The 23,518-nt window shown below is 48.5% G+C and carries 15 protein-coding genes; 3 read left to right on the top strand and 12 right to left on the bottom strand.

What is annotated here, in order from left to right:
- The first annotated feature begins 42 nt into the window (after positions 1 to 42).
- Both DS731_RS10975 and DS731_RS10970 read left to right on the top strand, forming a co-directional pair.
- Positions 43 to 1,341, top strand: coding sequence for a DASH family cryptochrome (locus DS731_RS10975; RefSeq protein WP_119501368.1), 1,299 nt, complete (start codon positions 43 to 45; stop codon positions 1,339 to 1,341).
- Positions 1,329 to 2,870 (top strand): cryptochrome/deoxyribodipyrimidine photo-lyase family protein, encoded by a 1,542-nt coding sequence (locus tag DS731_RS10970; protein WP_119501367.1) that lies wholly within the window; start codon positions 1,329 to 1,331, stop codon positions 2,868 to 2,870. Before DS731_RS10975 ends, DS731_RS10970 begins: the two co-directional genes overlap by 13 nt.
- On the opposite strand, the gene DS731_RS10965 is transcribed toward DS731_RS10970, so the two are convergent.
- Positions 2,851 to 3,111, bottom strand: coding sequence for a hypothetical protein (locus DS731_RS10965; protein ID WP_119501366.1), 261 nt, complete (start codon positions 3,109 to 3,111; stop codon positions 2,851 to 2,853). The two genes, DS731_RS10970 and DS731_RS10965, sit on opposite strands and share 20 nt — an antisense overlap.
- A gap of 131 nt (positions 3,112 to 3,242) precedes the next feature.
- On the opposite strand from DS731_RS10965, the gene fabA reads away from it, so the two are divergent.
- Positions 3,243 to 3,761, top strand: a complete 519-nt coding sequence (gene fabA, locus DS731_RS10960) for a 3-hydroxyacyl-[acyl-carrier-protein] dehydratase FabA (protein ID WP_119501365.1) — start codon at positions 3,243 to 3,245, stop codon at positions 3,759 to 3,761.
- Between the two features lie 60 nt (positions 3,762 to 3,821).
- Here the strand turns inward: fabA and rmf are convergent, their stop codons facing one another.
- The 11 genes from rmf to DS731_RS10905 all read right to left on the bottom strand — a co-directional run bounded on the left by rmf (position 3,822) and on the right by DS731_RS10905 (position 23,394).
- The gene (rmf, locus tag DS731_RS10955) at positions 3,822 to 3,998 is read right to left on the bottom strand and encodes a ribosome modulation factor (protein WP_070124638.1); all 177 of its coding nucleotides are present in this window, start codon (positions 3,996 to 3,998) and stop codon (positions 3,822 to 3,824) included.
- A 345-nt stretch (positions 3,999 to 4,343) separates the two neighbouring features.
- Positions 4,344 to 6,104: a DUF3466 family protein gene (locus tag DS731_RS10950; RefSeq protein WP_119501364.1), complete on the bottom strand. Its 1,761-nt coding sequence runs from the start codon at positions 6,102 to 6,104 to the stop codon at positions 4,344 to 4,346.
- Between the two features lie 12 nt (positions 6,105 to 6,116).
- Positions 6,117 to 8,042, bottom strand: a complete 1,926-nt coding sequence (gene uup, locus DS731_RS10945; RefSeq protein WP_119501363.1) for an ATP-binding cassette ATPase Uup — start codon at positions 8,040 to 8,042, stop codon at positions 6,117 to 6,119.
- Positions 8,039 to 8,272: a glutaredoxin family protein gene (locus DS731_RS10940; protein WP_119503391.1), complete on the bottom strand. Its 234-nt coding sequence runs from the start codon at positions 8,270 to 8,272 to the stop codon at positions 8,039 to 8,041. The genes uup and DS731_RS10940 overlap by 4 nt, the downstream gene beginning before the upstream one ends.
- Complete coding sequence (gene rlmKL, locus DS731_RS10935; RefSeq protein ID WP_119503390.1) at positions 8,269 to 10,368, bottom strand: bifunctional 23S rRNA (guanine(2069)-N(7))-methyltransferase RlmK/23S rRNA (guanine(2445)-N(2))-methyltransferase RlmL; 2,100 nt, start codon at positions 10,366 to 10,368, stop codon at positions 8,269 to 8,271. The genes DS731_RS10940 and rlmKL overlap by 4 nt, the downstream gene beginning before the upstream one ends.
- A gap of 69 nt (positions 10,369 to 10,437) precedes the next feature.
- Positions 10,438 to 11,445, bottom strand: a complete 1,008-nt coding sequence (pyrD, locus tag DS731_RS10930) for a quinone-dependent dihydroorotate dehydrogenase (RefSeq protein ID WP_119501362.1) — start codon at positions 11,443 to 11,445, stop codon at positions 10,438 to 10,440.
- A 62-nt stretch (positions 11,446 to 11,507) separates the two neighbouring features.
- Positions 11,508 to 16,346, bottom strand: a complete 4,839-nt coding sequence (locus tag DS731_RS10925) for an NAD-glutamate dehydrogenase (RefSeq protein ID WP_119501361.1) — start codon at positions 16,344 to 16,346, stop codon at positions 11,508 to 11,510.
- Positions 16,347 to 16,520: 174 nt separating this feature from the next.
- Positions 16,521 to 18,848 (bottom strand): efflux RND transporter permease subunit, encoded by a 2,328-nt coding sequence (locus tag DS731_RS10920; protein WP_119501360.1) that lies wholly within the window; start codon positions 18,846 to 18,848, stop codon positions 16,521 to 16,523.
- A 9-nt stretch (positions 18,849 to 18,857) separates the two neighbouring features.
- The gene (locus DS731_RS10915) at positions 18,858 to 19,889 is read right to left on the bottom strand and encodes a WD40/YVTN/BNR-like repeat-containing protein (RefSeq protein ID WP_119501359.1); all 1,032 of its coding nucleotides are present in this window, start codon (positions 19,887 to 19,889) and stop codon (positions 18,858 to 18,860) included.
- Between the two features lie 72 nt (positions 19,890 to 19,961).
- Complete coding sequence (locus tag DS731_RS10910; protein WP_119501358.1) at positions 19,962 to 21,323, bottom strand: DUF1329 domain-containing protein; 1,362 nt, start codon at positions 21,321 to 21,323, stop codon at positions 19,962 to 19,964.
- Positions 21,324 to 21,333: 10 nt separating this feature from the next.
- The gene (locus DS731_RS10905) at positions 21,334 to 23,394 is read right to left on the bottom strand and encodes a DUF1302 domain-containing protein (RefSeq protein ID WP_119501357.1); all 2,061 of its coding nucleotides are present in this window, start codon (positions 23,392 to 23,394) and stop codon (positions 21,334 to 21,336) included.
- Positions 23,395 to 23,518: the final 124 nt, after the last annotated feature.

Genomic DNA, 23,518 nt, shown 5'->3' with positions numbered 1-23,518 from the left:
TAATAAATCTGATTACAAACGGGTGAAAATTAAGGTTTTGTAATGAAAACATCGCACTATACAAAAAGCAGATATCCGGCCCGTGTGAGGGGCATTTTCTGGTTCCGTCAGGATTTACGGCTTGACGATATGCCGGCACTGGAAGCGATGTGTCAGAACGTCACGGAGTTGCTGCTGGTGTATGTCAGAGATAGCCGGCTGTCAGAAACCACACCTTTCGGCACGCAACGCACCGGCGCAATCAGGGAACAGTTTATCGCTGAATGTCTGGATGAACTGGATGATGCCCTGGTACCTCTCGGCCAGAGGTTACTTATCCTTGAAGGTAACCCGGCTGTTATCATTGCAAAACTGATAAAAAAATACGATGTAAGCTGGCTTGGCGCACATGTGAATCCGGGTTTTTACGAATTGCAGGACTGGCAACATGTGGTTGATGCCTGTGACGGTATTAATACGGTGTATAAAGAAGCCGGCTCCCTGTTTAATCAGTCTTCGCTCCCCTTTTCTCTTAACGAAATGCCCGGGCAATTTACACAATTCCGCAAGCAAGCAGAGAGGAACACAATACCGGAGTTACCATTAGATCCTCCGGTATCATACCCACCGCCCTTCGCCACCGAAGTGCAATCTGTGACGGCTGTACATGAGAAAAGCAAAACACCTCCTCTTTTTCGTGACGGAGAAAGTGCTGCGCTGGAACGGCTGAATGAGTACTTTTTCAAACACCGGCATGTGCTGCGCTATAAAGAAACCAGAAATGCGCTGGATGACGATACGGCCAGTACACGTTTCTCACCCTGGCTTGCGGCAGGCGCCTTGTCTCCCCGGCGTGTATATCTTGAGCTCAGGCGTTTTGAAGATGAAGTGGAAGCCAATGAGTCCACATACTGGGTTTATTTTGAATTATTGTGGCGGGAGTTTTTTCATTTTGCCCAGCTCAGGCCCGGAAAAAAATGGTATCTGCAAGCAGGACTGCGGGATAAAAAACGTCCATGTCACTACGATGCGGACAAAATAATCCGTTGGCAACAAGGAAGAACCGGCTATCTGATTGTAGATGCCTGCATGCGGCAACTTAAACAAACCGGTTTCATGTCTAACCGGGGCAGACAACTGGTTGCCAGTTGTCTGGTCCATGAACTGGGACAAAACTGGCAATACGGGGCGGCCTGGTTTGAACAATGTCTGGTAGATTACGACCCCGGCAGTAACTGGGGTAACTGGCTCTACCTTGGCGGAGTGGGTCATGATCCCCGTGGCCACCGCCAGTTTGACCTTGAAAAGCAGACGAATATGTATGATCCGGACCGGACATTTATCAACAAATGGCTGAGCTGAAGCCCGATATTGCGGTGGTATGGCTCAAGCGGGATTTACGTCTGCGCGATCATGCCCCCCTGAAAGAAGCCGCCCGGAGCGGCTTGCCGGTGCTGTTAGTATTCTGTTATGAGCCGGAACTCATGCAGGATCCGCACATGAGCGACAGACACTGGCGCTTCATCTGTCAGAGTATCACCGATATAAACGACCAGTTGCCGGGCTCTGCCGCAGTGCTGACTACAACCCGTACAGTTGAAGCGACGTTCAGCGAAATAGCAACGCACTGTACAGTCCGGGAAGTGTACAGCTATCAGGAAACCGGGATTAAAATTACCTTCGATCGTGACTTGCACATGCAGACCTGGTTTCAGGCACGGCAAATACGCCATATTGAATTTGCCAGCGGCGCTGTGAGCCGGGGACTGATAAACCGCCGGAACTGGGAAAGGCACTGGAAAACGGTAATGTCACAGCCCGTTGACGACATTGCCTTAACCACAGTGAACTGGTGGCAATGGACGAAATCACCGCTGGAAAGTATCGCAGGCTCGCCCTCTTATCCGCATTGTGCACTCATGCAACCCGGCGGCGAACGTCGTGGATGGCAGGTTTTAAAACACTTTCTTGCAGATCGTGGCAAGCGATACCATCAGGGCATATCCAGGCCGGCGGATGCACGTATCACCTGCTCACGGCTCAGTCCTTATCTTGCATGGGGTAATCTGTCAGTGAAACAGGTCTTTCAGTATATTGAATACCGTAAGCCTGAACTCATTCATCAGCGAGGCATCAACGGAGCGCTCTGGAAAAAGGCTTTGAATGCACTGATGTCCCGTATCCACTGGCACTGCCATTTTATTCAGAAATTTGAAAGCGAACATGAAATGGAGTGGCGGGCACAAAATGCGGGATATGCAAGCTTTCCTTACATCGACGGACCGGAGGCCAGCAGACGCACCTGGTTTTGGATAAACGGGAAAACAGGTTACCCGCTGGTGGATGCCTGTATGCGGGCGCTCGCCGCCACCGGCTACCTCAATTTCCGCATGCGTGCCATGGTAACCAGTTTCCTTTGTCACCATATGAACGTGCACTGGCGGCACGCGGCAGAATACCTTGCCCGTGCTTTTCTTGATTTTGAGCCCGGTATTCATTTTCCGCAGATTCAGATGCAGGCCAGTATTACCGGTATACACACCGTCAGGTTATATAATCCTGCAACCCAGTCGGCCAGGCTCGATCCTGAAGCCGTGTTTATAAAAAAATGGGTACCGGAACTAAAAAATCTGCCGGCAGCGCTGTGTCATAATCCGGCAGATATTCCGCCGCTGGAAGCAGCGATGCTGGATTTTGATATACAACGGGATTACATGCTGCCGGTGATTGATATCAGACAGCACAATAAACAAACCGCAGAGCGGCTGTGGTCTTACAGGGAAAGAGAAGAGGTGCTCAGAGAGTCAGCCCGGATCGTCAGAAAGCACACGACATCCGCGAGTCCTTCCCGGCGCTGGTTAAAATCCAAGGCTAGCGCTTCTGATCTTTAAGCCACTGATTCAAAAGACGGATTTGACCACACTTGTAGGCTGCATAGGTTATGCGTAACGCATTGGACAGTACTTCACTGTCACTCCATCCGGTTTTATCGCTGATTTCTTTATAGCACTGCATGGCTTCGGGGCTGACATAGCCACGAACCATTTTTTTTCCTGCTGCTTTTTGTCTTTCGCGGAAACGACGCTGTTTTTCAGCATTGGCGGAAGGATTGGCTTTTTTCTTTTCAGTCATACCGTTGTCATCTCGTGGTTACGTGCACAGTGTAACATGTAAATTTTCACAATAAATGACTGTTCAGAGTTGTTTAGCGTACAAGTGTTCGCTAAATTACCACGCTGAAAATCTAACAACAAAGGGATATCATGTCCGACAAACAAAATAGTTTTAACCGTGAAGACTTGCTGGCCTGTAGCCGCGGTGAAATGTTCGGGCCGGGTAATAGTCAATTACCGGCTCCTAATATGCTGATGATGGACCGTATCAGTCATATCAGTGAAGAAGGCGGTGAGTACGATAAAGGCGAAATTATTGCCGAACTGGATATCACGCCTGATCTGTGGTTCTTTGACTGCCACTTCCCGGGTGACCCTGTAATGCCCGGCTGTCTGGGTCTGGATGCCATGTGGCAGCTGGTGGGTTTCTTCCTTGGCTGGAGCGGTGGCCCCGGTAAAGGTCGTGCTCTTGGCGTAGGTGAAGTGAAATTTACCGGTCAAATTTTGCCTACGGCTAAAAAAGTAACCTACCGCATCAACATGAAGCGTGTAGTTAAACGTAAACTGTTTATGGGTCTGGCTGATGGCCAGGTTGAAGTAGACGGCCGTGTTATTTATACCGCAAAAGATTTGAAAGTCGGTCTGTTCCAGGACACGTCTAAATTCTGATTTATTTCAGGTATAAAAAAGCCCCGTGAAATCGGGGCTTACCTATACTGAAAGAGATGCTTAACGCACGTTGAATCCTAATTGTCTGTCTTCAACGGCTTCCCTCCAGCCTCCGAGCCATTGTGACCTGGCGTCAAAAGCCTGAAATGGACAGTTCTCCTTTGAACGACCGCTGATACCAGCTTGATACCCTTTTGCGTGTGCACGCGTCAATTTATCTCTTTTTTGTCGTTTCATTGATAAGCCTCTTTTGATTATTTAACTGTGCCGTGATTGACTATCGGGCTCTCCTGTCAGTATGGGTTGATGGCGCCTTCAAGTTTTTTCACGCACACATATGTGATAGTGCAGAGGCAGGCTTGGTTCAACTTAATTAAATTTTTTTTGGTATTGACAAATAGTAAGTTAATGAAAATTTGTCTAATTTAATGTTACATTTTTTTGTCATAAATATTACGTTTTTTAAAACGTCAAACTATATGTACAAAAAAACCGCACATTGGTGCGGTTTTTGATAGACTCGCTGTACATATTTAGCACAGTTTACGTGCTCTTCAGCGGCTAAACAGTGCTCATTTCACATTACTGTTTACGTCGTCTGAACGCGAGTAAGCCGCCTGTTAATAACAGCCACCATGGAGAAATTGCCGCACCTTTACGCTCGTAAGCCACATCGTCAATTTCATCTTCAGGAATGTCACAGGTCTCCACTTCTCCGTTTTCCAGCGGCGTGAGTTTCACTGCAATAATGGTATCGTCGATGGGCGTTTCACCTTCATCGTCAATCACTTCCACACCCGTTACATAACGTTCACCGGTACGGTAGCGGGCATTTGCAATAATCTCATTGCTGTCATTGATATCAATGGCATCGACAATGGTGTAAACACTGTCACAAGGTAACAGATCGTTCAGATCCGTCATTTCTTTCGCTTCAATGTCGTACATGAAGCCGTGGGTTTCACGGTTTGTATCAACAGTGGAGTCGTATTCTGACGAGCCAACCACAATGTTGTTATTGTTGATGCCCTTACCTTCTGCGCCGGCATTGGTAAAGAAGCCTTCCGGATACAGTGCTTCACCTGTGTCCAGGTTGTAAACGAACACACGATTACGGGCAGTATCGTTAGGGGCACGTAGTACGTAACCTGTTACCCAGTTGTCATTGTTGATGGCAACTGCTTCGGACATGATATTTTCGTCACGGGGTAACATTTCGGTTGTTTCGCCCTCTGCATAACTCACTGCAACATTCAGGCGTTCATAGCTATAACCGGAAGGACGGCGGATGTAAGCAATTTCGTCAAGAGATGACGCACCTACAGCGATACCCTGATCATTAATATCCTGCGCCAGCGACCAGTATGCAGACTCATCATCGGCATCAGGTTCAAACACCAGCGGATAAGTATCGGTAGTAATCGTGTTGCCGTTAGCATCTAACTGCCAGACAGTGGCACGGATGTGCACACCCGGCGTTGAACGGTCGCCCACAGCCGGTAAACGGAAGCCGTAGGTGGATGTATCTGAAGATGCGTCTACACGGATACTGCGGTAGCAATATTCTACAGGAATGTCACCACGGGTTTCTTCTTCTTCACAGGCTTCAATGGCGTCATCAATGCCTTCAATGTGGTCAACCATGCTGTTGCCCACAACCTGAAGATTATTGTTAATGGCAAACGCCTGACTGAGACCGTTTAACGTATCGTCTTCAGAAGCCAGCAGTTTGGTTTCACCATTTACACTGACAAAGGCCGTAGACTTGATGTCGTTAAGTACATAAGTGGTATCGTTGCCGTCTTCATCTTCATAATCCAGCTCGTAGTACGGGCCTTCAGTTGAGCCGGTAACATAATCACCGTTCAGACTGTCACGTGCATAGGTTGTAACCGCATGGGCGTAATCATCAAACAGTTCCGACCACGCATCCAGACCTGGGATGAGATCGGCATCTGTCGTATCAGTGATATACGAGCGGTAAGGCGTCAGATGCTGGTAAACAAATGCATTCCGGGCAGTCGTGCTGTGAGACAGTAAACCGGTAACAATCGTGGTGTAATCCACATCTGAGAAAATGCCCTGTCTGACGTCGTCTTCACTTTCGAAAGTCGATGCGTTGTTGTCGATAAATCCGGATTCTTCCAGAAAATCGAGGTCGATGGGTGGATTAAATTCTGCTGATGTCATCGTCACCGTGAAGCCGGACTCGTCGATAGACTGGGCAAAATTGTTAATACTGATATCCCTGACTGGTACAGGTGTGACTGTATAGGTGGCGGCCAGGGCAGAAGCTGACGCAGTGGTCATTGCCATGGCAGCGGCAAGCTGTGTTAATTTCATTTATAATCCTAATTACTGCTGAGTGTCTTCCAGCATGCTTTCCAGTTCATCCCAGCGCGCATATTTCCGGGATAGGGTTTCTTCTGTTTCTGATAACGTGGCCAGAGTTGCGGCTGTGCTGTCGGCAGTTTGTTTAAAAAACTCAGGATCATTCACTTGTTCCTGTAATTCTGCTAACGCGGTTTCCAGCGTTTCTATCTCTGCAGGCAGAGAATCCAGTTCACGTTGATCTTTATATGATAACTTTTTCGTCTTGCGTACTGAAGACTTTGGCTTAGGACTGTCAGAAACCAGTTTAGTTTCATCTTTTACCTTTGCCTCTGCAGTTTTCTGTGCTGCATTTTGCTTATACCAGCTCTCCACATCTGTGAAGCCGCCGATAAATTCTTTGAGCTCACCCTCGCCTTCAAACACCAGGCAACTGTTAGCGACGTTATCCACAAACTCACGGTCGTGGCTGACAAGTAATACCGTGCCTTCATATTCATTCAGCAAGGTTTCCAGCATTTCCAGCGTCTCAACGTCCAGGTCGTTGGTCGGTTCGTCGAGCACCAGTAAGTTGCTGGGTTTCAGCATCAGCTTTGCCAGCATCAGACGGTTTTTCTCACCACCTGACAGGGATTTTACCGGGGCATTCACACGCTCCGGGGTAAATAAATAGTCCTGCAGATAACTGATCACATGTCTGGGGTGGCCATTTACCATCAAATCACGCTTTCCGTCACCGACAGCGTCAATGACTGACTTCTCAAGTTCCAGGCCGTGGCGATGCTGATCAAAATACGCGACTTCCAGATTAACGCCCTGGCGGACGTTACCGGATTGCGGAGCCAGTTCACCCAGTAATAACTTGATAAGGGTAGATTTACCGCTACCGTTCGGGCCGATGAGCGCAAGTTTATCGCCCCTTAACAGGTTAAGGTTAAGGTGTTTCACAATGGCTTTCTCGCCGTAGCTGTAACTGGCATCAGTTACCTCAAACACCATTTTACCTGAGCGGGAGCCGGCATGTTGTGCCACAACGGCATTGCCCTGGGTTTCGCGACGGGCTTTGCGGGTTTCACGAAGCTTTTTAAGTGCCCTTACCCTGCCCTCATTACGGGTCCTGCGGGCTTTAATGCCCTGACGGATCCACACTTCTTCCTGAGCCAGTTTCTTATCAAACTCTGCATTCTGGGCAGCCTCGATATCCAGATCCTGTTGTTTCTTTTCCAGGTAGGTGGCGTAGTTACCGGGGTAACTGGTCAGCGAACCACGGTCGAGATCCACAATACGGGTTGCCATGTTGCGAATGAATGCACGGTCGTGACTGATAAAAACGATTGCACCGCGGAACGCCGTTAAGCTTTGTTCCAGCCAGCGAATCATTTCAATATCAAGGTGGTTAGTCGGCTCATCAAGAAGTAATAAGTCGGGCTGACGCACCAGCGCTCTGGCCAGTGCCGCTTTTCTTCTCCAGCCACCGGACAGCGTGGACAAAGACATGTCCGCATCCAGTTTCAGCATGGTAAGGGTTTGTTCTATTTGCTGCTCGAACTGCCATGCATCGCGGCTCTCAAGCGCTTCCTGCAGGTGTTGCAGTTTATTCAGGTTGGCTTCGGAAGGATCTTCCGACACCTTACGGGTCTGATGAAAATACTGCTTAAGAATATCGCCCACATCGGCAAGCCCTTCGGCCACATAGTCAAACAGTGAGATATCAACAGTTTGCGGAGGATCCTGTTCCAGTCTCGCAACAATGGTTTTACTGTCGATAATACGCTGCCCGTCGTCAGCGATAATGTCTCCGGCCAGCACTTTCATAAGCGTGGATTTTCCACTGCCATTTCGTCCGACCAGGCACACCCGTTCACCGGGTTGAACCACTAATTCAACGCCATCAAGTAATGGCGGATTACCGTAGATAACGGTGATGTTTTTTAACTGAATTACACTCATGATAAAAAGGATTCTGCCTGTTCTACGTCAAAAGGCCAGCCAAGTTCGGCACCGGTATCCATGCGTTTGATCACAGGAATACGGACTGCATACAGATGATACAGGTTTGCGTCGTCGCGGATGTTACATTTTGTAATGTCCAGCAACGGCGCCTGGTGAGTTTGTGCCAGCACATCACTGGCAAGATCACATAAATGACAACCCGGTCCTGTATAAAACGCTAATTTCACTTCTTCAACGTCCAGCATTGGTGAATATTTGCATGCCGGGCGAAATCTTCCGGAATAGTTTTTGCGGTAATATCTTCAATGTCTTTATATCCGGCTCCGGCTAACGCATCAGCATCAAGCTTGAAGCCCCGGCGGTTATTCGAAAACATCACTTCGCCGCCGTCATTCAGACAACGGAACGCATCTTTCAGCAAAGCAACGTGGTCACGCTGAACATCAAAGGTGTCCTGCATACGTTTTGAATTTGAAAACGACGGCGGGTCGATAAAAATAAAATCGTATTTGCCTGGGTGCGTTTTTAGCCACGTCGTACAATCAGCCTGAATAAAGGCATTGGCGCCTTTCACTTTATTCAGTGTCATGTTGTCTTTCGCCCAGTCCAGATAGGTTTTCGACATATCGACAGTAGTCACAGAACGGGCACCACCCAATGCAGCGTGCACAGAGACACTGCCAGTATATGAAAACAGGTTCAGAACATCTTTATTTTTCACCCGTTGTGACACCAGTTTACGGGTGTCACGGTGATCGAGAAATAATCCTGTATCAAGATAATCTGTCAGGTTAACCAGCAGTTTCGCACCGTTTTCGTAAACAGTCAGCCGATCACCTTTCTGATCCATTTTTTCGTACTGGTTTTTACCCTTTTGCTGGCTGCGCACTTTTAACGCAATTTGCTTCGGGTTTGTGCCGGTTACTGCCGGCAAATGCAACAGCACTTCCTGTAAGCGGCGACGCGCTTTGTCTTCAGAAATGGTTTTCGGTGGCGCATATTCCTGCACAACAAGCCAGTCACCATACACATCAATAGCCACATTGTAATCAGGCAAATCGGCGTCATAAATACGGTAACAGTTGGTGTCCTGTTGTTTTACCCAGCTTTTCAGCTTTTTAAGATTCTTCTTCAGCCGGTTAGCGAATTCGTGATTCACCCCGTCTGAGCCAAATTGCCGGCAGTTGTCTTCGTCCATGACATAATTAACCAGCCGGCATTCCAGCTTACCGTTATTCATGCCGTAGTCTTTTGACGAGCGCAGTTTCATCATTCGCAATAAATCGCGGTTACTGCTGAGCAGAGATACATGCCAGCCTGACCAGGCCGCTTTTAACTGCTTACCCAGTTCTGAAAAGGTCGGGATAAGGTCGGTGAGTTCGCCGAGCCGCTCGCCATAAGGCGGGTTACTGACCAGATAACCGGCTTCTTTAACCTGAGGTTCAGCTTTCAGCGCATCGCAGCTATCAAAATGAATGTCTTTAAATACACCGGCCTGATCGGCATTCGTCCGTGCAATATTGATGAGCTTCCGGTCAATATCTGTAGCTGTGATACGAATATCACAGGGCTTTTGTGCTGCCAGAGCATCATCGTTAATCTTGTCCCACAGCGGCTGGTTATGTTGCAACCAGCGACTGAAGCCCCAGTAACTGCGTTTGATGCCGGGAGCAATATTTCTGGCAATGTACGCGGCTTCAATAGCGATGGTGCCCGAACCGCAGAACAGATCCGTGAGTGGTTTATCTGTATTTGCTGTCCAGCCTGAGCGGATTAGCATGGCGCATGCCACGTGTTCTTTTAACGGTGCCTCACCGGTTTTCGAACGGTAAGCTCTCTGGTGAAGACTGTTTCCGGACATATCCAGGCCGATAACCACATTGTCCCGGTGTACTCGGGCCCAGATAGGAAAATCTGAAAATTTCTTTTCTACAGACGGCCGTTGATCTAACTCTTCCATAAACTGATCAACAATGGCGTCTTTTATCCGCACAGCACCGAACTGAGAATTTTTAATGGCATGGTTGGTGCCGTTGAACTGTACACTCAACGTGTCACTGGCCCGCAGGTGTTGCTGCCAGTCAACGGATGAAGCGGTATCGTACAACGATTCTGCTGTGTCACACTTTCCTTCGGCCAGCACCCAGATAACACGGTTCGCCAGCCTGGACCATAAACAAACGGTATAGGCCTGTTCAAGGGTGCCGGTAAACGTTACTGTGCCGGGCGATAAGCGACAAGCAGTATCAGGACAAAGCGCTTCAATTTCAGCTTTTAACAGCTCATCCAGACCACGGCTGGTTGTAACAATAATTTGATTCATAACACTCATAGAAACTGCACACGTTCTGCACCCGCGCAGTGATTAAAAATAATCGAAGTAAAAGGGCTTTTACAGCGCCTTTACGATGTTTTTCACTAGTGACGGCCCCTGATAGATAAACGCCGAATATACCTGTACCAGTGAAGCGCCGGCGGCGAGCCGGTCTTTTGCAGTCTGCGCGTCATGAATACCACCCACGCCGATGATTGGAATTGCACGATCCAGTGCAGCAGACAATTTGCGTGTCACATCCAGACTCATTTCCGTCAGAACATCGCCACTTAAACCGCCGGCTTCATCAGCGTGTTTCAGTCCCTGAACACTGTCACGGCTTAGCGTGGTATTTGTAGCAATCACTCCGTCCATTTTACTGTTGATCAGTGAACGGGCGATGCTTTCAATTTCATTATCCGCCAAATCCGGCGCGATTTTAATGAACAGGGGCACATATTTACCGTGTGACTGACACAGTTTTTCCTGTGCATCTTTCAGACCGTTAAGCAGTTTATCCAGTGCTTCACCATACTGAAGATTACGCAGTCCCGGCGTATTGGGAGATGAAATATTCACTGTCACGTAGCTGGCGTAAGGATACACTTTGTTCAGACAAATGAGGTAATCATCAATGGCGTTAGCTTCTTCAGTATCCTTGTTTTTACCGATGTTAATTCCCACCGGCCCTTCGAAACGGGACGCTTTTACCTGACTGACCAGATGATCCACACCGTGATTATTAAAACCCATGCGGTTAATGATAGCGTGCTTTTCCGGCAGGCGGAAAATACGGGGCTTGGGGTTACCCGGTTGGGGACGGGGTGTTACTGTACCGACTTCTACGAATCCGAAGCCCATGCTGCCAAAGGCATCAATACATTCGCCGTTTTTATCCAGACCGGCAGCCAGACCTACCGCATTTGGAAATGTGATCCCGGCAACTTTTACCGGCTTACTGATAGTTTCATTACTGTACAGTAATTTCAGCGGCGTATGCTGGGTTCTGTGCAGCCACTTGATGGCAAAATCGTGGCTTTTTTCGGGCTCGCACTGGAGCAAAATTTTCTGGGCGATGGATTGCATGGTCTTTCTCTAAGAAAAAGCCCTGTCAAAACAGGGCTTCGTCGTTTCTGAATAGGCGTATTCTAATGGCTAGACTTGGCGCTTAAAAGCATCAATTCACGTAAAGCCACAGAAAATTTCGCAAATTCATGTGTAGAGCTGGTTTTGAACTCTGACATCATGTGGTACCAGCGTTTCAGCAGAGCCTGATTATTGTCCATCCAGCTTTGCAGAATTTCGTCGGCATCTTTGCTGTCAGGGCGCGACTGTAACAAGTTCAGCGTAATGGAGCGCTGTTGCCAGTCAAGCTCTTCACGGTAGGACGCTCTTGCAAGGGCCTGCCAGTGGTTACTGACGTTCTGGTTGGTTATTTGCGCCAGGAACCAGTGCAGTTCCAGTTTCGCGCCCAACTGGAAGTACAGCTTGGCGATGACAGACGTATCATGGCTGTCTGTTTCATCAATTTGCGCCAGGTCGAGACTGGAGAACAGATTCGAGAAACTGGACACTTGTGTGGCAATATCTTCCGGTACACCTTTATCAACCAGTTTCGCCGCCTCTTTCTGCAAGGAAGCATATTCATCAGCGACCAGATAATTTTGCATGTTACTGGCAAGGTTATCAAAGGTAGCGCGGTAAGCTTCAATCGCAGAATGAATACCCAGAGATTTATTGCCGTGACGGATATACCAGCGCGCAGTGCGGCGCATAATACGACGGGCACTCTCCAGAATTCTCAGTTGCAGATCAGCGTCGATGACATTGTCCAGCGCTTCAACTTTGCGCCAGAGCGGATCGATATTGAAAATACCTTTCACCACCGCGTAAGCATCAGCGATTTCATCCACCGTTGCACCGGTTTCTTCCTGCATACGGAACACGAAATTCAGGCCCATATCGTTAACAATGTTATTGGTTAACTTGGTTGCGATAATTTCGCCACGCAGCGGATGCTGTTCCATCTGCTCCGGATACTTGTCACGCAGTACCGGCGGGAAAGCATTGACCAGCAGTTTACCGTGATACGGATTCTCTGTGATCTCCGGAATATTAAATGCGTCTTTGAGTACCATTTTGCCGTAAGCAATCAGCACACTCAGTTCCGGACGGGTAAGTCCCCGGTCTTTCGCCACGCGATCTGAAATTTCATCATCGGTAGGAATAAATTCCAGTTCCCGGTTAAGACGTCCTTCACGCTCCAGACCATGGATGAACCGCAGCTGTTCTTTAAGTTGCGATACACCTGCCCGTTCTGTAATGGAAATCGACTGGGTCTGACGGTAGCAATCTTCCAGCACGATTTTGGCCACATCATCGGTCATGTCGTACAGCAATTTGTTTCGCTGTTTAACGGTTAAATCACCGTTACTCACCAGGCTGTTAAGCAGAATTTTAATGTTAACTTCATTGTCCGAGCAGTCCACACCGCCCACGTTATCAATAAAGTCGGTATTTACGCGGCCGCCGTTTGCGGCATATTCCACACGGCCAAGCTGCGTAAGACCCAGGTTACCGCCCTCACCCACAATTTTCGCCTTAACGTCTTTACCGTTAACACGTAAATCATCATTGGCGCGGTCGCCCACTTCAGCATGAGACTCTTTAGTACTTTTAATATAAGTACCGATACCACCGTTCCAGATCAAATCGACAGGCATTTTGAGGATATTATGAATAAGCTCGTTCGGCGTCATCGTCACCTGACGGGTACCCAGCCATTTTTTCATTTCCGGTGTAAGCTTAATGGACTTACTCGCACGGCTGAAAATACCACCGCCTTTAGAAATCAGCTTACTGTCATAGTCTTCCCAGCTTAATCCCGGGTTTTCAAACAGGCGCTTACGCTCTTCCCAGGTTGAAGCTGCATCCGGATCAGGATCGAAGAAAATGTGCAGGTGGTTAAACGCAGCAATTAACCGGGTGTGTTTTGACAGCAACATACCGTTACCGAAAACATCACCGGCCATATCACCTACACCCACCGCAGTGAAATCTGTCGTCTGACAGTCGATACCCACTTCACGGAAATGGCGCTTAACCGATTCCCATGCACCACGGGCCGTAATCCCCATTTTCTTATGGTCGTAGCCCACGCTGCCACCGGAAGCAAAAGCGTCACCCAGCCAGAAGTTATATTCTTCAGAAATGCCGTTTGCGATGTCTGAGAACGTGGCCGTGCCTTTATCTGCAGCAACAACCAGATACGGATCGTCTTCGTCCAGGCGTACCACATCTTTTGGTGGCACAACTTCGCCATTTACAATGTTATCTGTGATATCCAGCAGGCTGCGGATAAACGTACGGTAGCACGCCTGACCTTCTGCCTGGAATGCCGCTCTTCCGCCTGTTGTTGGCAGTTTTTTGCAGACAAAACCACCTTTTGCACCTACAGGCACAATAACAGTATTTTTAACTTGCTGAGCTTTCACCAGGCCAAGGATCTCAGTGCGGAAATCTTCCTGACGGTCAGACCAACGCAGACCACCCCGCGCCACTTTGCCGCCACGTAAATGCACACCTTCCACACGGGGGCTGTACACAAAGATTTCAAATTTAGGCAATGGCAGCGGCATTTCCGGAATCATTTCCGGCATCATCTTGAACGATACATATGGCTTTTCGTTGCCGGCATCGTCGCTCTGGTAGAAGTTGGTGCGCAGTGTCGCCAGCATCATATCCAGATAACGGCGGATGATCCGGTCGTCGTCCAGGTTGCTGACGTTATCCAGCGCTACTTTGATTGAATCAAGCAGCGCATCTTCTTTTTTCTTGCTGCGCTTTTTAAACGGGTCGAAACGTAAGTCGAAAAATTCCACCAGTTTCTTGGCAATGTCAGGATAGGCAGACAGCGTATTGGCAATGTAATCGCGGCTGAAAGAGCTGCCTGTCTGACGCATATATTTTGCGTAGGCACGGAGAATGGTCACTTTACGACCGGTCATGCCGGCACCCAGGATCAGGCGGTTAAAGGCATCATCTTCCAGTGTGTTTGCCCACACTTTGGCAAACGCATCCTGAAACAGCGCCTGTGCCTGCTCCATGTCCAGGTCTTTACCGGACTTATGAAGCATGGTGAAGTCCATTACCCAGTTCAGCGACGAATCGGCGCAATTGACTTTGTACGGACTTTCATCGATAACGCGCAAGCCGAAGTTTTCCAGCATAGGTAACACGTCAGAAAGGTGAATAGGCTCTGCACGGTGGAACAGTTTCAGTTTAACAACCTGACTGTCAGCACTTTCTTCCTGCGGACGGTAAAACAACATATCCAGCGTATGATCATCACTCAGTAATTCGAGCTTTTCCATATCAATCAGGGCAGCGCTGGGCAGGTTCTGCTCCATATAACTGCGGGAAAAAGCGTTGGTATACTTACGTTCCAGTGCTTTTCCTGATGCTTCACCATGGGCTGCCTTTATGGCAGATGCCAGACGGTCATTCCAGGTTTTGGTGAGCTCAATGATGTTTTGCTCGATTTCCTTCACATCGTATTCCACATTGTTGTTTTTGACGCGGGCGATATAGTGCGTTCTTGCATACACAGATTCAGAGAAGAACGTCGTAAATTCGATTTCTTCATCAGTACCAAATGAGCGCTGCAGCAGGTTCTGGGTATCTTTACGCAACTGGGTGTTGTAGCGCTCTCTGGGCACAAACACCATACAGGAAATAAAGCGGCCAAATACATCCTTGCGAACGAACAACCGGGTAATGCCCCGCTCCTGCATCTGGAAAATACCCATGATGATTTGAGCCATTTCCGCAGCAGGTGTTTGCAACAACTCATCCCGTGGATAAGTTTCAATAATATTCACGAACGCTTTGTACGCGTGGGTACCCGGCTCATAGCCGGATAACGTACAGATTTCTTTAATTTTTGACGCCAGCACCGGCACTTCAGTGGCACTTGAGTTGTAGAAAGAAGCACTGAACAGACCCAGGAAACGGTGTTCGCCGACAACAGCACCATCGCTGTTGAATACCTTCACACCCACATAGTCCATATAGGCAGGACGGTGTACCCGTGAGCGTGAATTGGTTTTAGTCAACATCAGCGGATTCTGACTCAGAGCTTCAGCCCGCGCAGACGACGGTAAATTAGAAATCAGACGCTCACGATCGCTGACAGACTTTTTCATCAGCCCCAGGCTGCTGTCATTATCAGGGATCCAGCGGTAATCACCTTCAATGGCACGGGCGTCGTAATAACGGTAGCCCATCATGGTGAAATTATGATCAGCCAGCCAGCTTAAAAACTGCAGAGTCTGGGCTTTCTTATCGGCATCTACCGGCCAGTTGTGTTTGTCAGCATCTTTAATAACGGTTTCCAGCTTACCCGACATGGACTGCCAGTCTTCAACCGCAAGGGAGACTTCGTCAACTACTGAACGAAGTTCTTTGGTAAGTTTATCAATATCTTTTTTCGCGGTCTGTCTGTCGATTTCAATCAGCAGTACGGTTTCTTTGACGGCCGCTTTGGTTTTCCTGCCGCTTTCGTAAAAGGCTTCCACCTGCCCTTTATCACCACGTTTCAGCCAGATGGGGCTGTGCAACATGAGATGAGAAGTAATATTCAGGCGGTTCAGCGACATGCGCACGGAATCAACCAGGAAAGGCATGTCCCGCACGATAATTTCAACGATGGTATGGCTTGAATGCCAGCCATGTTTGGCGATTTCAGGATTGAAAACCCGGATATACGGTGACGACGGATCGAACGAGGAAAACTCGTTCCACAAACTTAATGTTGCCCCGTAGAGGTCGCTGTCATTGCGATCTTCCAGGTCATCATTAGAAATTGTCTGGAAAAGATGTTGGCCGAATTGTTTAACCAGCGCATTTTGCTGCGCATCGACTTTCTTTTCGATGAGTGAGAAAACATTATCAAGCAGCACCGACTGCCGCTGTGAGGTGACTGTCATGGTTGAACCTTTATTAGTCGTAAGTACACAGAATCCTTACCTATTTTCGCTAATCTCCGGCCTTATTGAAAGAGGAGTTTTAACGCTTTATTAACAGCATAGATAACTATGCAGAAAACGCATAAAAAAAAGGGCCAAACGGCCCTTTTTTGTAGTTACTTATGCAAAAATATTTTATGCATCAGGGTCGTTTTTACTTAACCAGAGGAATCTGGACAGTGCCGGCAGCACAATAATCGCGCCCAGCATGTTCACAAGGAACATAAATGTCAGCAAAATACCCATATCCATCTGGAATTTCAGTGAGGAAAACACCCAGGTGCTCACACCAACTGCCAGTGTGATCCCGGTGAAGAGTACTGCACTTCCCCGCTCTTTCAATGCATCCAGGTAAGCCTGTTGCACTGTCTCACCGGATTTGAGTTTATGACTCATGGTAGAAAGTATGTAGATACCATAATCTACGCCAATGCCAACACCCAGTGCGATTACTGGTAGTGTAGACACGGTCAGCCCGATTTGCAGAAAAGTCATCAGCGCCTGTGCCAGCACCGACACCACATAAAGTGGCAGTACGACTGACAAAGTCGCTCTGACAGAACGGAAGCTGATAAGACAAAGTACAATGACCGCACCAAACACGTATACCATCATCGGGCCCTGGGCCGCTTCCACGGCTTCATTGGTCGCCGCCATTACGCCCACAGGTCCGGAGGCCAGTTTGAACTTCATGTCGTCGGTTTCATATTCTTTACGGAATGCTTTCACAGCATCAACCACATGGGAAATGGTCTCAGCTTTGTGATCTTCCATAAACAAAATGACCGGCATTACCGAACAGTCTCCGTTTAATAAACCGGACGAAGTGGGTACCAGCGAAATATCCTGCGCCAGAGTCTGCTGATTCCGTGGCAGCACCTGCCATTTGATATTGCCCTCGTTGTAACCGGCATTGACGCCTTTTGCCACTGACGCCAGCGAGACAGCCGATTGCACACCCTCAACGTTAGTCATCTTCCACTGAAAGTCGTCCATTGCACGCATGACACCGTACGATGTGCAGGCTTCCGCCGTGGTTTCTACTACCACCGACAGATAGTCCACGGTCACCGAGTATTTGTCGGTGATCAGGAAAGTGTCCTGGTTATAGCGGGAACTCTCCTGTAAAGACGGCGCACCGGCATGTAAATCACCTATCTTCATTTGCTGGGATTGTATCAAGCCGAAAATAAATAAGGCAGTCGTGACAGCCATGATGATAATGGCCGGTTTTTTGTGAGTGCAAGCTGCAATCGCATTCCAGAAAGCAGTGTTCCGTTGTTCTTTTTTATTGAACTGCTGAACATATTTGTCATCCAGCTTCAGGAAGCTCATCAGTACCGGCAGCAAAATGAGGTTGGTCAGGATTATAACGGCGACACCCATGCTGGCAGTAATGGCCAGTTCCCGGATAATACCGATATCAATAACCAGTAAAGTCATGAAACCGACTGTATCGGAAAGCAGAGCAATGCCGCCGGGCACGAGTAAAGCACGGAACGCACTCATGGCTGCATGTTGCGCGCCCATGCCCGCAACCACCTTTTTCTCAACAGCGTTAATCATCTGCACGCCGTGACTGACACCAATGGCAAATACCAGGAAAGGCACCAGAATTGACATAGGGTCAAGACCGAATCCCAGCACCGTCAGTAAGCCCAACTGCCAGACAACAGCGACTACAGAGCAAATTAAGGGCAACAACGTCATCATGATACTGCGGGAGAAGAAGTAAACCATTACAGCAGTGATAGCCAGGGCTATGGCGAAGAAAAGCACCACGTCTTTTGCGCCATTTGCCACATCACCAATCATTTTCGAGAAGCCGATGATATGGATGCTGACCTTATCCGATTCAAACTGGCCTCTGACCTGTTGTTCCAGGTCATCTGCGACTTTGAGCATATCCAGCGGAGCGCCGGTTTTCGGGTCGAGATCAAGTAACTGCGCAGTCACCATGGCACAACTGTAATCGTTGGATACCTGGCGGCCAACAATTTTAGCCTTTTCCACATTGGTAGCGACCTGCTCCAGTGCTGCCGGCCGTGATGAGTCGAAATCCGCAGGGATAACCGGTCCGCCGGAAAAGCCCCCTTCTACGATTTCGGTAAAACGGGTAGACGGGGCAAACAGGCTGACAACCAGCGAACGGTCCACACCGTTGATAAAAAACAACGCATCATGGACTTGTTGCAATGTGTCCATAAACTGCTGGTTATAAATATTCCCGCTGGTATCACACACAGAAACCAGTACGCTGTTGGCTCCGCCAAAATCACTACGGTGAGCCATGTAGGTTTTCATGTATTCATGATTAAGCGGCACATTTTTTTCGAAACCGGCGTCCAGATGCATCATCGACGCCTGATAGCCAAGGTACACTGTGGCCAGCAGAAAGAGCCCGACTACAACTTTCCGGTATCCGAAAATTAGTCTTTCTAAAAGCGAGGTAAAACTTGCCATGTCAGTGTTTTAATCCATATCCAGTTGTTTGATACCATTCGCCGTGACAGCGATAAGATGACCGTTAAATCGTGCAACGCTGACGATACTGGCTTTGTCCTTAAGTTGTTCGCGGCTGAGACCGTCAACCGGCTCACAACTGTCTGCAGGACCCCAGGGATCGAACTCGCTTGTTTCCAGCGATGCCGGTACTGAAATCATCATCCCGTTATTGCCGAACAGGCGTACACGATCACCGGCCGGTAAAATCTTATTCAGCGAGCCTGACAGACAGGTCGGTACGTTTTCCCACTCACCTGTCCCGCGACGGACAAAGGTGTGTCCCCGCAGGCCGGCGATGACGATGGTGTCATCTGCTGTCTCAGCAACGTCCAGAAAAGACCCTTCATAGGTGGTATCCATACGGGTCCATGTTTCTCCCATATTGTCACTCATGGCGACCAGACCTGCTTCACCGACCAGGTAAAGGGTTTCTCCCACCTGCTCCAGTTTATTCAGGTGAGGCAAAATGGCGCGGAGTTCCTCTTCGTAGTATTCCGGTGTATCACGCTTTACTTCATCAAGATATTCCTGATCGTAGGGATTGAGTAAAGTAGCGTGCAGCTCCCGGTTCCAGGTTTTACCGCCATCACGGGTGCGGAAGAATAAACCGTAAGCCCCCGCAGCGACGCCATGCTGATGATCAAAAAAGAGTATATCGAGAAAGGGCTTTTCCAGTTCAGGGGCAGACATTTGCACTGTCCACGTAGTGCCACGGTCGGATGAATGCAATATGGTTGCATCATGCCCGGCCACCCATACATCGTCGCCAACAATATCCACCGCTGTCAGGGTGGCATTGACAGGTACGGCCTGCTGAACAAAGTTCTCGCCGTCTGATGACGTCAGAACATGGCCTCTTTCCCCGGCCACAACAACGTAGTCTGCGGTATCGATATCGAGCAGTACTGATTTCGTTACCAGCGGAGCCTGATAAGCTTCCTGAGCATGGACAGAAAACAGTGCCGACAACGCGATAATCGCCGCCAGAGTGCTTTTCATAAGTCTTATTATCCTAATAGCGCAGAACAATACAAAAACGGTTGGCACTGCCAACCGTTTGATTCTGTAGAATTAACGGCCTTCCCGTCTGAGAGCCTGAGATGTGAATTCGGCTTCACGTGGCTGGATAGTGAAATCATACATTTTTTCTTCGTTATCCAGACCAATTGCCAGGTAACGACGGGAATTCAAATCATGATACACATCCAGTGTAGACCATTGGGTCGGCACATCATAGTAGTTCACACCGTACGTCATAGCGACGCGGTACAACTCACCATTCTTGTCGTACATGTCTGCTTCCTGAATCTGCCAGCTGTCTTCATCAAGGAAGAAAACACGTTTCTGGTAAATGTGACGCAAGCCCTCTTTTAAGGTTGCCTCAACCACCCATACACGGTGCTTTTCCCAGCGGGTCAGATCCGGATTGATGTGATTAGGTTGCAGAATGTCTTCATACTTCACCTGGTCGCTGTGCAACTTGTAGTTGTTGTAGGCAACATACATTTCTTTTTTGCCTTTCAGCTCCCAGTTGTAACGGTCAGGAGAACCATTGTACATATCGAAGTCGTCTGTAGTACGCAGACCATCGGCCTCGGTTCCCGGTGTGTCATAAGCAATTTGCGGAACACGGTTCAGACGTTTACGACCCGTATTATACTTCCACGCTTCACGGGGCTCTTTCACCTGGTCAACGGTTTCCTTAACCAGAAGAATATCGCCGGCAAGGCGGGCTGGCTCAGTGATTTTCTGTTTGAAGAAGAAAAGAATGTTATCTTCTTCAAGTTCTTCCGGCTTCGCATTCTCATTGGAATACTTGATCAGCAGTTTCTCGTCAAAACCAATGAGATTGTAATCACCGGATGACGTTACAGCAGCCTGACCGCCAAAACGCTGAACAGCCTGACCGCGATAACGCAGAATGTGATTCCAGATTGCTTCCAGACCATTTTGCGGTACAGGGAACGGAATGCCCGTTGCCGCACCTTTGATACCGTTTCCGGATTCAATCAGTGATGCACGGGTTGCGTTTGCTTTGGTCGCATCATAAACAAACTGAGGGTTAGACGCTGAGCGGCGGCTTTCATAAACCGGCATACGATATGTATCCGGATAGGTTTCGAACAGCTTTTTCTGACCGTCAGACAGAAAGTCCGCATACTCTTTATAATTTTGACCTGTGATCTCAAACAAGACCTGATCACCCGGATAAGGGTCCGGATGATGGTCACCAGCAGAGTAACCGGCCGGTGCGGATGTTATCCCGCCGGTATAAGCCGGAATGCTGCCATCAGCATTGGCAGCAGCCTCACCACCCAGTGGTGTCAGGCTGTTACCCAATTTATCGGCTTCTGCCTGAGACACTGCCGCCATGGCTGTAGATGACAGCGCTACCGATAACGCAGCAGCAATAAGACCTGCTTTTCTTAACATACGATACCCCTTAAATCGAATACTTGATGTTGAAAGATACAAAATCACGATCTGACAGCTGGTTTGTTGTACCCACGCCACCCCAGAATGCACTGTAAGATGCAGTGGCTGACCAGCTGCTCAGATAATTAAAGGTAAATGCCAGACTGGCTGATTTTGAATCTTCGAGGAAAACATACAACGGATCGGGTGTTGTCCCTTTCACATCATGTGAGAACGTTGCACGGGTTTGCATATTTACGCCTGAGAACACGTTGTTGAAATCAGCAACGGCCAGTAAACGGTAGCCCCAGGCATCATCTGTAGCAAACGGATTTGTTTCAGGTCCGTTTGACAAACCTGTGTGTAAACCAACACGTGGATTGCCGTCTTCCGTAGGTTCAAGAGACGGCGTTCTGCCAGTACCCGGAGCGTTCAGACGCAATACTGAAGGGTCCGGAAAATCGACGATATTTACATAGCCAACTTCACCCAGAACAATCAGGTTATCTGTACCCAGTGCCGGACCAAATACCTGAGACAAGGTAAACTGAGCCTGCCAGGTATCTGAAAATACGAAACCTTCTGCTGTTTCACCCGGTCCCACTGCCCGGCCGATATTGTTTAACTGAGAAATACCGGATAAATCAGGACGGTAGCCTGTGTTAGCAAGCTGTTCCGGCATACCCATGTAGAGCAATTCAACATCGTCGATTTGTAACGGTTCATCAACACGGTAAGCAAATTCACCGGCCAGAGCCCAGCTCTCAATGTTGGTGTTGAAGCTGAAGCCGTACAATTGAATGTCTTCGGGATAATAGAACTTCGCTTCAGTGAACGCTTCCAGCTGAGTAATGTTATCTTTAGTGATTTCTGTGGTCGCCAGCATAGCCAGATCTGACGCAATACCTTCCTGCGAGAAATCAGACGTAATACCGGAAATCAGCGGACGCTGACTGTGATAATTAATGTGGTAGAAACTGAGTTCACTGTCGTTCAGCAGTTCTGAGAACCAAGTCAGACGAATACCGTATTGGCCCTGATCATCTGCATCTTCATGAGCAGCGTCTGAATAACCGCGAACCGCCACTTTTGTGGGATAAGCCAGATATGCCTGCCCGATTGTTGAAGCATCAGCACCTGCACGTAAAGCAGAACCCAGGCCGTTTAATGAGCTCAACAGGAAATCCAGGTCTATATCAGGGTTACCGGTAAAGCCGAGCTGAATATTGTTTGCCTGACCACCCTCACCGGCAAAATCGTTTGTTGCGAAATAGCTGCCGGCAACCGGTAACCAGCTACGCTCCCAGCGATACTGGTAATAGGCCGACAAACTGACCGTGTCAGTCAAACCCAGAGAGGCATACACCATACCCACAGGAATAAACACTTCTTTTAATTCAGCACCCGGAGCACGGGCACGGTTTACATCCACAGGGTTAGTGGTATTGATACCGTGCTGGATAAACGTACTCTCACCCCAGCTGATCACCTGATCACCTACACGGATAGAGAATGGTTTATCATCAATCCAGAAATCACCGTAGAAATACGCATCCAAAATACGGAAATCTTTACACAGTAAATCATCAGCTTCCGGGGCTGCACATAAATCGGGTGTTCTGCCGGTGATGGGGTTCGCGGCGACGTTGTCGTTATCGTTCTGAACAAAGTCATAGAACCAGAAAGCACGGGTAAAGAAACCCCAGTCACCCATGTTAATGTCTAAATCGTGGTTACCGGAGATCTGGGTAGAAAAGGCTTTACCCGGATCCCAGGACAAATCTCCCTGGTCATTATTTGATGAATAATCACCGTTCGCCTGCGCCCAGACATCAGCAGGCTGATAAATCACATTCGTTGCAGCGTTATAACCGGACCAGTCAAACTGGGGATGGTTGCTGTTACCGATTAATTTATAGTCTCTGTCTTCAGCACGGATACTGGTCGCCAGCGTAAACGTGGAATCCAGTGATACTGAAACATCTCCAAATTGCCAGTTTGCGGCTAAAGCCGGAGAGGCGGCACCAAGTAAGGCAATGATACCAGCGGCAACTGGTGTCTTTTTAAATGTGCTATGCCTAATTGTCATAGTTTTTATTCTCCTGATCCAGCGCATACGATAACAGGTAGCGACGCGCAGACGTGTGACCAACCAAGGTAGTTAACAAAATGATTACATCATTTTCCCTGTTTCGCAAGAACTAATCGTACCA

The sequence above is a fragment of the Alteromonas sp. RKMC-009 genome (genome assembly GCF_003584565.2).
Classification (GTDB): Bacteria; Pseudomonadota; Gammaproteobacteria; order Enterobacterales; family Alteromonadaceae; genus Alteromonas.
Note: the sequence above shows the minus strand (reverse complement) of the source record. Positions and strands in the feature narration are given on the sequence as shown.